The 13616-nt window shown below is 64.3% G+C and carries 8 protein-coding genes; 1 reads left to right on the top strand and 7 read right to left on the bottom strand.

The window, feature by feature from the left end; genetic code table 11:
• Positions 1-74: 74 nt before the first annotated feature.
• The 5 genes from C7401_RS23600 to C7401_RS23580 all read right to left on the bottom strand — a co-directional run bounded on the left by C7401_RS23600 (position 75) and on the right by C7401_RS23580 (position 6644).
• A complete protein-coding gene (locus C7401_RS23600; RefSeq protein ID WP_112173814.1) occupies positions 75-1190 on the bottom strand; it encodes an acetoin dehydrogenase dihydrolipoyllysine-residue acetyltransferase subunit in 1116 nt (371 codons plus the stop codon).
• Positions 1190-2209, bottom strand: coding sequence for an alpha-ketoacid dehydrogenase subunit beta (locus C7401_RS23595; protein WP_112173813.1), 1020 nt, complete (start codon positions 2207-2209; stop codon positions 1190-1192). The genes C7401_RS23600 and C7401_RS23595 overlap by 1 nt, the downstream gene beginning before the upstream one ends.
• A 35-nt stretch (positions 2210-2244) precedes the next feature.
• Entirely contained in the window at positions 2245-3234 is a 990-nt protein-coding gene (locus tag C7401_RS23590; protein WP_112173812.1) for a thiamine pyrophosphate-dependent dehydrogenase E1 component subunit alpha, read from the bottom strand.
• Positions 3235-3260: 26 nt separating this feature from the next.
• Positions 3261-4430: an ATP-NAD kinase family protein gene (locus C7401_RS23585; RefSeq protein WP_112173811.1), complete on the bottom strand. Its 1170-nt coding sequence runs from the start codon at positions 4428-4430 to the stop codon at positions 3261-3263.
• Positions 4431-4640: 210 nt separating this feature from the next.
• Positions 4641-6644 carry a sigma-54-dependent Fis family transcriptional regulator gene (locus C7401_RS23580; RefSeq protein ID WP_112173810.1) on the bottom strand — a complete coding sequence of 668 codons (2004 nt, stop codon included), beginning with the start codon at positions 6642-6644 and terminating at the stop codon, positions 4641-4643.
• 829 nt (positions 6645-7473) lie between these two features.
• Here C7401_RS23580 and C7401_RS23575 point away from each other — a divergent pair.
• Positions 7474-9480 (top strand): sigma-54-dependent Fis family transcriptional regulator, encoded by a 2007-nt coding sequence (locus tag C7401_RS23575; protein WP_112173809.1) that lies wholly within the window; start codon positions 7474-7476, stop codon positions 9478-9480.
• A 175-nt stretch (positions 9481-9655) separates the two neighbouring features.
• Here the strand turns inward: C7401_RS23575 and C7401_RS23570 are convergent, their stop codons facing one another.
• Positions 9656-12343: a winged helix-turn-helix domain-containing protein gene (locus C7401_RS23570; RefSeq protein WP_258397198.1), complete on the bottom strand. Its 2688-nt coding sequence runs from the start codon at positions 12341-12343 to the stop codon at positions 9656-9658.
• Positions 12344-12501: 158 nt separating this feature from the next.
• The gene (locus C7401_RS23565; protein WP_112173856.1) at positions 12502-13449 is read right to left on the bottom strand and encodes a LysR family transcriptional regulator; all 948 of its coding nucleotides are present in this window, start codon (positions 13447-13449) and stop codon (positions 12502-12504) included.
• Between the last annotated feature and the right edge of the window lie 167 nt (positions 13450-13616).

The raw sequence follows: 13616 nt of genomic DNA, 5'->3' as shown, positions 1-13616 counted from the left end.
TCGGCTGACTCACGGTGAGGCGCGGCGATCAGCCCGGTATTCAGAAGGTCATCACCAAGGCGGACCCGCTTGCTTCACGGGTTCAAATGCTGACGCAGCAGTGCATTCACTTCGTTGGCCCTCTCCATCTGCGGCATATGGCCTGCACCATCGAGCAGTTCCACCTTCGCTTCGGCCGGCGCGGCCTTGGCATGGCTGCCCGGAATGACCTGATCGTCGCTGCCCCAGATCACCAGCACCGGCTTGCCGAAGCTGCCCAGCGCACGGCCGGGTTGTTCGCTCTGCCTGCCGCCACCGAACAGTTGTGTGCCTAGCGCAGCGAGCGCTTCACTCACACCGTCCAGGCGTTTGTACTTGAGCAGATCGTCCAGCAGTTGGCGACTCACCAGCGCCGTGTCGGCGAACAGCAGCTCGGCCACGGGTTTGAGTTCGCGGCGCGAATCGGCACGCACAAAGCCGTCCGTGTAGTCGGCGTTGACCTCGTCGCCGAAGCCGGCGCTGTCGATCAATGCCAGCGAGGCCGCCTTGTCCGGCGCGTCCACTGCGATCTGCGCGGCAACGCCACCTCCCATCGAGTGACCGACCAGGTGCGCCGATGGCACACCGATCACATCCATGAACTGGCCGACGAAAGCCGCCTGCGCCTTGAGCGTGGTACCGGCCAGCTTGACAGTCGATTGCCCGTGCGCCGGCAGGTCCAGCGCGATCACCGGGTGCTTCTCCGCCACCGCATCGAGGTTGAACAGCCAGTTGTTCAGGTCGCCGCCAAAGCCATGGATGAAGAGCACCGGCGTACCCGATTCCGGACCGCGACGCGCATAGCGCACGCGAATGCCGTCCACCTCTGCGTAGTCGAACGCCGGACCGGCGTCTGCATCGTCACTGTCGGCGGCCGGCACCTCGAACGCGGCGATGTAGGCTTCGACCTCGGCATCGCTCACCTCCGTCTCGGCAAGCACGCCGAGCAGCGCCTTGACCGGCAGCGTCTCGCCGCTCTGCGCGACGATGCGGCGCAGCAGGCCGGCATCGGTCGCCTCGACGGCGTTGGATATCTTGTCGGTGTCCACGTCCACCAATGCCTGGCCGACCTGAATGCGCTCGCCCTCTGCCACGAGCCAGTCCTGCACGGTGCCTTCGCGCATTTCCAGGCCCCACTTCGGCATGACGATAGGGGTGATGTTGACGGCCATCAGTGCTTTCCTCCCTTGCCCAGGGTACGACGGGCCGCCGCTGCAATCTGCGCGCTGCCAGGGAGGTAGAGATCCTCAAGCGTGGGCGAGAAAGGCACCGGAACATGCGGCGGGGCGACCATTTCAATCGGTCCCTTGAGTGCCTTGAATATCTGTTGCGCCACCTGCGCCGAAATGTCAGTCGCGATGTTGCAGCGCGGGCTGGCCTCGTCCACCACGACCAGGTGGCCGGTGTTCTCCACGGATTCGAGCACCGTGTCCATGTCGAGCGGTGACAACGTGCGCAAGTCAATCACTTCGGCCTCGATGCCTTCCCGGGCAAGCTGGGCGGCGGCCTCGAGCGCGCGGTGCACCATGAGCCCGTAGGTGACGATCGAGACATGTTTCCCGTCGCGCACGACGTTCGCCTCGCCGAACGGGATGGCGTACGAGTTCTCCGGCACCTCTCCTTCGAACCCGTACAGGTTCTTGTGCTCGCAGAAAATCACCGGATCGTTGTCGCGGATCGACTGGATCAGCAACCCCTTGGTGTCATACGGCGTGCTCGGACATACCACCTTCAGCCCCGGGATATGCGTGAACAGTGGCGTGAGCATCTGCGAGTGCTGTGCGGCCGCGCGGAAGCCCGCGCCGACCATGCAGCGGATGACCACGGGCGTCTCGGCCTTGCCGCCGAACATGTAGCGGAACTTGGCGGCCTGATTGAATATCTGGTCGAAGCACACCCCCATGAAATCGATGAACATCAGTTCCGCGATGGGCCGCATGCCGCAAGCCGCCGCGCCGATCGCAGCGCCCACATAGGCGCTTTCGCTCAGCGGCGTGTCGAGCAGGCGGTCGCCGTGCTTCGCATAGAGTCCCTTGGTGACGCCGAGCACCCCGCCCCATGCGTCTTTTTCCCCTTCCGCGCCGGCGCCGCCGACAATATCTTCGCCGAGCATGATCACACTCGGGTCGCGGGTCATTTCCTGGTCGATCGCTTCGTTGATCGCCAGTTTCATGCTGAGTTTGCGGGCCATGATACGTATTTCCTTTGATTCGTCGGGTTCGCTGTTCAGTACTTCACGTAGACGTCAGTGAGCAGATCGGCAGGCTTGGGCTGCGGAGCTTCCTTCGCTTCCTCCACGGCGCGCTCGATAAGGGCGGCCACGTCGCGGTCGATCGCATCCAGTTCGGCGCGTGTGATCAATTCGGACTCGATGACCCGGGCCGAAAAAATCTTCAGGCAGTCGTGATTGGCGCGGATATCGTCCAGTTCGCCCGGTGCGCGATAGGTTTGTGCATCGCCCTCGAAGTGGCCGTAGAAGCGCACCATCTTGCATTCCAGCAGCGAGGGACCGCCCCCTTCACGCGCCCGGCGGATGACTTCGCCCGCTGCCTCGTGCACAGCGAAAAAGTCGGTGCCGTCCACCGTGACGCCCGGGATGCCGAATCCGGCCGCGCGGTCCACGTAGCTATCGACCGCGGTGGCGTAGTCGCGGGAAGTGGCCTCGGCATAGCCGTTGTTCTCGATGACGAAAATGACGGGCAGATTCCATACCGCCGCCAGATTCAGGCTTTCAAGGAAGGTGCCCTGATTGGAGGCGCCGTCGCCCGCGAAGGTGATCCCCACTTCGCCCTTACCGCGAAACCTGGCGGCGAGCGCGGCACCGCAGATCAGCGGCGCGCCGGCGCCAAGAATGCCGTTGGCGCCCATCATGCCTTTGGAGAGGTCGGCGATATGCATGGAACCGCCCTTGCCATTGCAGGAGCCACCGGTCTTGCCGTAGATCTCTTTCATCATGCCGATCACGTCCACGCCCTTGGCGATACAGTGGCCGTGCCCGCGGTGGGTGCTGGCGATGCGATCGCCGTCATGGAGATGATGCAGAATCCCGACCCCGGTTGCCTCCTCGCCGGCGTAGAGGTGCACGAAGCCTGGGATGTCGCCGCGCGAGAAATCGACGTGCAGGCGTTCCTCGAAATCGCGGATGGTGCGCATCCTGCGATAGCACTCCAGCAGTTCGTCATGGCCCAGCGGCAGGGCAGCAGGTTTCGCAGTCATGCGTGTCTCCTTTGAAAGGTTGTGTTTTACGGCAGTGAAGGAAAAGCGAGGGGCTCGGCCCCGGTGGATTCGTATGCGGTGTTCGCCTGAGCCGCGAGCGCTGTTGCGGGCGTTCCTCGAAGCAAACCTTGCGTTGCGGCATAGTGCAGACAACGCGCCACGTCGACCGAGCGAAAGGCCCGTTCGCGCAGCGTGATCGTCAAGCAGTCCTTCTGGCTAAACGTGAACTCGCGCTCGCCATCCAGGGCCACCACCCCGGCGCGCTGACGCACGCGCATCGGCTCGCCGTCGACCATCCGGCGCCAGCCGTGTATCGGTATGGGCCGCAGCAGACCGGGTGCGATCGGAGCATGGAGATGAAAGAGCGGCTCGTCAGCGGCGCCGGTCGCGAGATCATCCGGCCCGGGCGGAGTCAATTCCACGTACAGTCCACCGTGTTCGCGCCGGCCCACTGGCGCCAGCATGCCGCCGATGGACGACAGCCCGATCGCCTCAGGTTCGGCAAAGGCCAGATAGACGGCAGCAAGCGAGTCGGTCCGCCATAACGCTTTGGCGCCGATGTAGTGCTCGTGGGCGATGACGGCATCCACAAGCGCGATGTCGTGACGTACGGCCCCATTGGCCGCGTTCAGCGTCACGTCCAGCCGCTTGTTGAAAGCCAGCGCGGCATCGGACGGAATGCGGCCCACGGTATGGAGCCCGACCGCGAGTCCGGCCAGTGTGGCCTCGCGCAGCTCGGGATAGGCGTTGTTGGTGCCGGTGGACAATCCGGCGATCGGGATCTGTCCGCACTCGCGCACCACGGCGCGGTGTGTGCCGTCGCCGCCCAGCACGATGATGGCCGCGACTCCGGCTTCGCGCATCATGCGCGCTGCGCGGAAAGTATCGTCCACGCGACCTGTCGCCGGCATCGCGAGCCAATCCAGTTGCGGCCATGCGTGACTATGGCCTGCTGCCGCGCGCTCGCGCGCCATGTGCCGCTCCAGCATGGGCTTCAGGCCTTCACGGTCCGGCATCATCAGCACCCGCGTCACGCCGCATGCGCCCAGCGCCGCCATCGCGCGAAGCACGATGTTCACGCGGTCGGACAATTGCAGACTGTTGGCGTTGGCGACGACGCGCCGGATGTCGCGAGCCGATACGGGGTTGGCGATGATGCCGACCCGTGGCGGACGAACCGGGGAAGGTTCGTGCATGCCTGTCTCCTGATAGGTTTTAGTGACAGGACTTATTGCAACAGTTGTGCCAACACCAATGCTGGCTGGCAGAAGCGATAAATTAGGGGGTTACCCTGAAGAACAGACGGTGAAACACGCTGTTCCGTGCGTTGCGTGTGACAGGTGTCACAGCATCGGTTGTCTAGCGTTTGACAGCTGTCTCAGTGCACCTTGACGTTCCGTACCGCGTCAGTGCCCGGCGTGCTCGCTCCCGTCTGCGCGGCCAGAAGCGGTATCGTTGCGGTTCGGCGACTGGATGCCATGGCGGGCCATGCGGCGATACAACGTCATGCGGCTGATGCCAATCTGGCGCGCGACAGCACTCAGGTTCCAGCCGGAGGCGCGCAGATACTGCATGAGCAGCATGCCTTCGGGGGATAGCGTGTGCGGTTCCGCGTCTGCGCAATGCGCTGCCGCGTCAGGCGCCGGGCATTCGGGCGTGGGCACGAGGTGTTGCCCACCGATGCCCTCGGGCAGGTCGTCCGTTTCGATGTGCCGGTGGCTGCACACCGCGCGTGCATATTCGAGCACGTTGCGCAGTTCGCGTAGATTGCCCGGCCAGCGATGGCGGTGCAGTTGGGCTCGGGCCGGTTCAGAGAGCGTGTAGGCAGGCAGTCCTTGCGGCACCGTGAGAAACTTCTCGACCAGCCAGTCCAGATCGCTACGCTCGCGTAGCGGGGGTAAGGTAAGCCGCGCGCCGTTGAGCCGGTAATACAGATCTTCGCGAAAGCGCCCCCCGCTGACCAATTGATCAAGCGAATGGTGAGTCGCCGAAATCACCCGCACGTTGACGGGTACCGGACGTGACGCGCCGATCGCCAGGACTTCGCCCTCGGCGAGCACTCGAAGCAGGCGCGACTGGAGTTCTCTCGGCATGTCGCCGATCTCGTCGAGAAACAACGTGCCTCCGTCGGCCTCCTGGATCAAACCGCGTTTGGCTTTCGAGCCCGCGCCCGAAAAACTGTTAGGCAGGTGCCCGAACAGTTCGCTCTCGATCAGCGTCTCCGGAATCGCCGCGCAATTGACCGCGATGAAGGGACCGTCCCGACGCGCACTGGCCCGATGCATCGCTCGCGCAAAGTATTCCTTGCCACTGCCGGTCTCGCCATTGATCAGCAGGTTGATCGGCGCGTCAATGAGCCTGGAGGCACGCTGCAATTGCTGCTCCAGCGCCGCATCTCCGCCGCACAGCGCCGCCAGTTCGGCCGGCAATGGCGTTTGCGTGTGGGGGGGCAAACGCAGCATCGGCGGCATGACACTCAGATAGAGTCGCTTTGCGCTGCGGCTTAGCTGGACGATACGTTGCTCGCTGGGCCGCGAATAGACGAAGCGGCCCAATTCCTCCGCGCGCGCGTCAAAGAGTGTGTCGAATCGTGCGCCGAGGAGAGACGTCCCCGTCGCACCGACGCCGGGCTCGGCCGTCAGCATCTGGTGCGCGCGACGGTTATGGCCGACGATGCAGCCATTGGCATCGAGCGCTATCAGATACTCCGGATTGACATCGAGAAATTCAAACGCCGGGCTCAGCTTCAGGATCCAGTCCTGCCGATGCCGGCGCAGAAAATAAGCGTCCTCGATCCGGCCGGCATAGGTGCGCACCAGGTGCAGCGCGAGCGTCTGGCTGTCCTTGGCCAGCGGCGAACTGAGCGCGGAAATGTCCAGAATCGCATTGAGCCGGCCGTGCGGATCGAACAGCGGCACGGCTGTGCAGGTCAGCGGAATGTGCGTGGCATCGAAATGATCGGCCTGATGCACGGTCAAGCCCTGGCCTGTCGCCAACGCGGTACCGACAGCGCACGTGCCGGCACCGTTCTCGCTCCATTCGGCGCCCAGATAGAGACCCGCTCGACGCAACCCCGCGTCTGTGCCGGCATCGCCAAGATAGTCGACTGTGACACCGTCCGCATCGGTCAGCAAGACGACGTAGCCCATCCCGGCCACCTGGCTGTACAGGGTTTCCAGTCCATAGCGGGCAATGCGAGCAAAATCGTCGATGCGTTGCTGATGCTCGCGCAGCCGCATCTGCGGCAGGATGCGCGCTTCCTGCATACGCGTCGGATCGAGGCCGTACTGATGCACGCAACGTTGCCAGGAGCTCTGGATGATTGCGTCGTGCATCCGGGCGGCCACCGGCGGCTGGCCGGCAGTCGTCAGGACCACGGTTTCGATATGATCACGTTGCCGCACGTCCATTGTCGTCTCCTGTGTCCGCGACGTGTGATGCCGGGCACGATCGTACTGGCACACAAACCGGACGCCTCGGGCAGCGCTTCAAGGCACACCCGATGTTTTCGAGTTAGGCCGATAATGTACCATCACCGCGGCACGATCCTGGAGGCGACGCGTCACCGTCTGCCCAGGCAAGCGTGCGTGAGTCGGCTCATGCGCGGCTGGTACCTCACGCCGGTTGCCCCTCTCCGATCTTCGCGCCAGGACTGTCTCGCCTTAGTGTGAGCCACACCGAACGGCGTGTGCACATACGACAAGACCGGTCCTGCGTCCCTTCGCCGGTCACACCGACCACCTCCGCCTGGAATGCATGCGAGAGAGTGTGACTCGCGGTCCGAGGCCGGACCCAAGATTGTGTTTCCTGATAGCGACGCGCCGTGCGAGACCGTGCTTCGCATTTTCCCGTAGACCTTGCAAGCGACGTGCCAATAACACTCACAACGCTGTGCGTCTGCGCAACGTACCACGCAGCAAGGGCCTTAGCCGTTTTTCAGCCTTCGCAGCTTCGGCGCTTGCATCGCTCGCAGCGTCTCAGCCACCGTCTCGTACTCTGCAAGACACGAGAAGAACCGCCCTGGGCTCGCACGACAGAAATCGCGGCGGCCCCGCACGGCGCGCCTGAGCGACGTTCCAGCCCACGACCTCATGCGAGGTGTCGCACGATGAGACGAACGTCTCAGCGGTCTTGCCTGCTTCGCCGCCGTGTGATCACGAGCCAGGGATGTGCTACAAAGAATCCCGCCGAACGCTCTCCGGTCCGGCGTTTCCCATCAGCAACCGTCTGGAATCGCTTATGTCATACGTCCTGGCCGCTGCCCGTCATGCCGAGCGCGTGCGTGGCGCTGTGGAAGGCCGCCTTCGTTCGCCGTCCGGTTCGCCTCAACTCGCCGCCTCGTGGCAGCGCTCGTTCGCTCTCTATCAACTCGACCCTGGCGCAGTGACGGGCCCACGCGTGTTGAGCGCCACTGAGGTGCGCGAAATCCGCGATCGGGAAGAGGCTTTGATGCGGGCCTCGGCTGAATGCCTCACGCGGTTGCACGATATGGTGCGCGACGACAACTATTGCGTCATGCTTGCTGATGCACGCGGTGTGACCATCGACTACCGCGTCGCCCACGATCGCCGCAAAGAATTCAGGCACTCAGGACTCCATATCGGATCGTGCTGGTCGGAAGATGAGGAAGGCACCTGCGGCATTGCGAATGTGCTCGCCGACCTCACACCCGTCACGGTACACAAGACCGATCACTTCCGCGCCGCGTTCACGACCCTCACCTGTAGCGCAGCACCGATCTTCGCGCCGGATGGCGATCTGATCGGCGTGCTGGACGCCTCGGCCGTGCAGTCGCCCGACAACCGCGAAAGCCAGCGCATCGTCAACCGGCTCGTGCGCGATAGCGCCACGCTCATAGAAAATGCCTGGTTCCTGCAACGCATGACGTCGTGCTGGATACTCTTCGGCCATCAGAGCCGCAATCACGTAGAAGTTAGACCTGACTTGCTGATCGCCTTCGACGAGAGCGGCAACGTGGTCGCTGCGAACCGACGCGCGAGCGAATGGATGCCCTGTCCCAACGGCCCGCATCACATCGACGAGATCTTCGATCCATTGCACGTGAAGCTGCGCGACATCGGGCACACCGGGACCATTGCGCAACTGCGCCTGCGTGCGAACGGCACAGTGCTTTACGCGCGCGTTCGCACGCCGTTTGGACACATCGGCCGCCGCGGCCCAGTCGCCAGGCACGGAGCAATACCGCTGTCGCATGAAAGCGGCGCACCAGCGCGAGAACACGATTGCAGTGCGCTCGGCCCTTTCCTGCGCAGCACGGATGCGCGTGTGGTCGAAAACGCACGCATCGCGCAACGAGTGGCGGGCAAGCGCCTGCCAATCCTGCTTCAGGGCGAAACGGGCGTGGGCAAGGAAGTGTTTGCCCGCGCGATTCACAACGCCGGCGCGCGACGCAACCGCCCGTTCATTGCTGTCAGTTGCTACGCGCTAGCGGAATCGCGAATCGAGCGTGAACTGTTCGAATATGGACCTGGCCCATTCGAGGCCGCGCGCCGCCCCGATATACGTGGCACGATTGCGATGGCCGATGGCGGCACGCTCTTTCTCGACGAGATCGGCGATATGCCGCTGGCGCAGCAGGCGCGCCTGTTGCGCGTGCTTGCGGATGACGTGATGGTGACGGTTGACGGCAAATCGTCAAGGCATGTCGACGTCAACGTGATCTGCGCGACGCAGAGGGACCTCGCGCATATGACCCACACCGGCGCCTTTCGCGACGATCTCTACTATCGGCTGAGCAGCGCGGCGCTCACGCTGCCGCCGCTGCGCGAGCGGCACGACATCGCCGCGCTCATCGACACGATATTCGCGGACGAAGCCCAGGCCGTGGACAGGCCGATCACGCTCGACGCTACCCTCGCGGCGCGCCTCGCGACGTATGCGTGGCCAGGCAATCTGCGCCAGTTGCGCACGGCCATCCGCTACGCGTGCGCCGTGTGCGACACCGAGCTCGTCGACACGCGGCATGTTGATGCGATTCTTGCCTCGCAACTGCTGCCGGTTGCACCGCCAACCACGAAGCCGACTGCACGAGTGCGAGCGCACGCATCGATGCCTGCGCAATCCTCCCCGATTCGTGCTTCGATAGACGAGCGCGAGCGCATCATGGCGGCGCTCACGAAGTACGAATGGCGCGCTAATGCCGCTGCGCGAGCGCTAGGCATTTCACGCGCAACGCTGTACCGGCGCGTCGCGAAGCTCGGCATCGTCAGGCCACATCGGGGCTGAACCATGACTTTGCTGAGCCCGGTGTTACGGCACACGAACTCGCTGCGGCGTAAACAAGCAGTTTGAACCGATGCCTGGACTCGCCCCGCTGGCATATTCATGGGCCGCAAAAGAATCGGATGGCCGACCGTGTCCTCAGAAATTCATGTTCCTGAAAACGCGGGTTGCGCGCCGTTTAACGGCGTTTGCCACTGTCACTCGCCGGGTCGTCGCCGCGGTTCATGGGCAGATCAAACGCGAGGCCACTTCGTACCGCCTCGATTCGCGAGCTCACGTTGAGTTTCTCGAAGATATTCTTGAGGTGCCACTTGATCGTCTCGGGGGCCACGCGCAGCGCACGCGCAACTTCCTTGTTCGACAATCCGCGCGCCACATAATCAAGGATCTCCACCTCGCGGGCACTGAGATTGCTCGCGGCCGGCCCGGACAGTGGCCGCGCTGACGCCTTGGCCACGTCGCTCGCCGGCGGGGCATCAAAGGCTCCAGTCAACTCCTTGAGGTACCACGCACTCACGCCTGGGAAACGGCCTGGGGAGTTGCCAAGCTTCGCCAGCAGCGACGCGACGCCCGGCCCTTCATCGATGAACGTACGTACGAGACCGTTGCACTGCCCGTAGGCCAGTGCGTCTGCCATGAACGACAGCGCCCTGCCGTCCTCACCACACGCGTCGTGCGCGATCGCGCTAAGCACGGCCGCCTGCGCGGCAAACCATGGCATCGCCCGTGATGAGAGTTCTCGCTCCAGGACAGACAGGACTGCCGCGGCCTCCCTGGCGTGGCCGTCGCTCAACAGTAGCCGTGCGTGCGCCATCTCATGGAACGACCATGTTTCCACGACGCTGCATTCGGGCCGTGGCGCGATGCCAGGCGCCAGCATGCGCAGCGCCTCCCCAAAGCGATGCGCTTCTGTGAGCTTGCCGGCCATGAGGCTCAGGCGGACATGGGCAGCCAGGCACGCCACCTGGAGGCGCAACCATTGCCTGTCGTCTGCCACCCGTTCGACGTCGCGAAGGAGCGCGTGGGCGGCCTCGAACTCGTTCAAGTGCGCCAGATTCATCGCCGCTGCGAGCGCAAATCGCAGCATGGGCCCGAGCGAGCACGCCTGTAGTGCTATCGGCAACCGCTCATGCTGTATTTCGCGCAAGCGCTTCAGATCGCCCCACTCATAGTAAATGGCGCACAGGTAGCCCGTTGGCAAGGCCGCCGCCGCGCACAGGCGCCCGGCCCGCTCCTCCGCAATACGCAATGCGCCTTCGAACGTGCGCGACGCGTCGTGCAAACGCCCCGCGACGAACTCACCCAGGCCGGACATACTGCGTCGGTAGACGTCCGAATAGAGCGGTTCACGGCCCACGGCGGCCGTGTCTTCGGCACGCAAGCGCAGAACCTCGTCCAGGCCGCCGGCGTAGCTCAAGCCGAAGATCAAGGTCGTCTGCCCGATCTGTTCGACCCACGAGCCGCGCGGCGGCCGGGCAGTCAGCACGCGGCGACCGAGCCGCAACGACTCCGCGCTCTCATCCGCAAGGCCGGCAATCAGCGAGCGCACGGCGAGTACCTCCAGCGCTGCCATGTCGTCAACCGGCAGCACACCATCCTCGATATCAGCCTCGATGGCCTGGATCGCCCGCCTCGCGGCAACGATCTGTAGCGAAAGCGCAAGCGCCCATGCGTGCGCAAGGCGCAGCCGCACGCGCATGTGCAGCGCTGTCTCGGGCAGGCGCGCGATCCAGTTGAGGACGGTGCGTACGTCGCTCGCCGCAATGAGTTCCATTGCGCAAGCCTCCACCCAATCCGCGGCCTGCACGATCTCACCCGCTGTGAGGGCATGCTTGACGGCCTCGGACCACAGGCCCGCCGCGCCGAACCATGCGGCCGCCGCGCGATGGAGTCCGGCGACAGCTTGCGGCTTGCGCAACTGCAATTCGTCACGCAAATACTGTAAAAGCAGCGCGTGGTAGCGGAACCACAGGCGCTCGCCATCCAGTGCCTTGACGAACAGATTGTGTGCACTGAGCCATTCCAGCGTCTCGTGTGCATCCTCCCTGCCGGTCAATACATTGCAGAGCGCGGGCGTCATGCGATCGAGCACGGCCGTCGCAAGCAGGAACTCGCGTACGGTCTCCGGCAAGACGTTTATGACGTTCTCATTCAGGTAGGCGGCAATGCCGCCCCTCGCCTGCGCGATACGCCGAACGACCAGCGCCGCATCGACTTCGCCGCGCAGTGCGAGCGACGCAAGCTGCAAACCGGATACCCATCCCTCGGTCGCGCCGACGAGCGCTTCGAGGTCGCTCGCCGCCAGTTCCCGGCCCGCGATGCGTCTGACGAATTCCGCTGCCTCGTCGCGGCTAAAGCGCAGATCGCTGGCGTCGAGCCAGACGAGCTGGTCGCGAGACGCGAAATAGCTGAGCGGTAGCGCCGGCGTCGAACGGCAAGCCAGCACAACATGAAGGTTGTCCGGCGCGTAGCGCAGCAGGCTGAAGAGTGCCTCGTGGATCGCCGCGGTTTCGAGCCGGTCGACGTCGTCGAGGAAGAGAAATAGCGGCTTGCCGCTCTCGCCCAGCTCGTTAAGCAGCTCGGCAAAAGCGACGTGGATCGGCAGGAGCGCCCGGTCGCGCAACTGCTGTTGCGCGCGCGTGCCCGCGCCGCCAGTTGCCTCCACGACAGCCGCAATAACGTAGGACGCAAACGTGGATGGATCATCGTCCTCGTCGTCGAAGCTGACCCACGCGGCCTGCGCGCCCAGTGTGAGCAGCGTCCTGCTCCACTCCGAGAGCAGCGTCGACTTGCCGTAACCGGCTGGCGCGCACACCACGGTCAGCTTGCGCTCAAGCCCGGCGCGCAATCGTTCAAGCGGCGCCACGCGTGCGACGTTCTCACGCGCACGCGCGGGGGCGAGCTTGGTGCGAATCAGCGCGGCAGCGGCGCTATCCGAAGCGCCTGTGGCGTCGGCGCGTCGGCGCCTGTCGGGACGGGACGTCATTGGCGCTATCGGCTCCTCTCCTGCATCGCGTGCCGGTACTACGTTGCCGTAGCATAAACGAACCGGTCGATTTCCAGCTCCTCTTCTTGCAGAGCCGGCGCCAGCGTGGAGCGCAAATGGTCGAGGAAGGTGCGGATACGTGCGTCGACGTAGGCTCGCGAGACATAAACAGCATAGACACTCAGCGTCTGAAGGCGATAGTCGGGCAATACCCGCACGAGCGTGCCCGCGCGCAGGTCGTCGATCACCGAGTAGATAGCGAGTGAGCCGATGCCGCTGCCGGCTCGCAGCGCGACGGCTAGCGCCTCCGGTTCGTTCACCTGAAGGGTGGGAGCGCGTAACTGATGCACCGCCTCTCCCTCCGGCCCCTGCAAGCGCCATTCGTGCGCTGGAGCAGCCGGGGTATCGAGCCCGAGGCAAGCATGGCGTGCAAGATCGGCCGGCATGCGGGGCACGCCGTGCTTCGCAAGGTAGCTGGGTGACGCGACGAGCACGCTATAGCTCACGCCGATTGGCTGCGCGATGTAGCCGGAGTCGGGCAACGACGCCGCGGTCAGCACGGACACGTCGAAGCCGTCTTCAACGAGGTTGGGCAGGCGTTGCGAGAGCGTGAGCTCCACCTCGACCTCGGAGAAAGCCTCGCGATAGGCAACAATCGACGACATCACATGGCGCTGCCCGAGCCCGGGCATCGAGTGCACGCGAAGTCTACCGTAGGGCCTGACCAGGGCGTTGCGCGCTTCTGCGTTCGCTTCGTCCACGTCGCTCAGAATCGGCCGCACACGTTCGAAGTAACGCCGCCCGCTCTCGGTCAACGCAAGGTGCCGTGTCGTGCGTTGCAGGAGGCGCGTCTCCAGATGGCCCTCGAGTTGGGAAATCGCACGGGACACCATGCCTGTCGAGGTATCCATACGCTTCGCGACGGCCGTAAAACTGCCGGCTTCCACGACACGCACGAACGTACGCATATTTTCGAGCATGTCCATCATGACCCGCTGAAAGAGGTGACGGGAGCGCCGTCATCGGATCACGCATTATCGGCGACGCGCACCTGCCCGGTGAGCCCCCCCGCTCGGGGGGCTAGTCGTGTGTCACCGGACATTTCATCCTGAGCCTCACTGGGCGCCGCTGCGCCTGCCGCCGAAGGAGCCGT

Origin of the sequence: Paraburkholderia unamae, assembly GCF_003268775.1 — a bacterium.
Taxonomy (GTDB): Bacteria; Pseudomonadota; Gammaproteobacteria; order Burkholderiales; family Burkholderiaceae; genus Paraburkholderia; species Paraburkholderia unamae.
The sequence above is the reverse complement of the archived record's forward strand: the minus strand, read 5'-3'. Positions and strand labels throughout refer to the sequence as shown.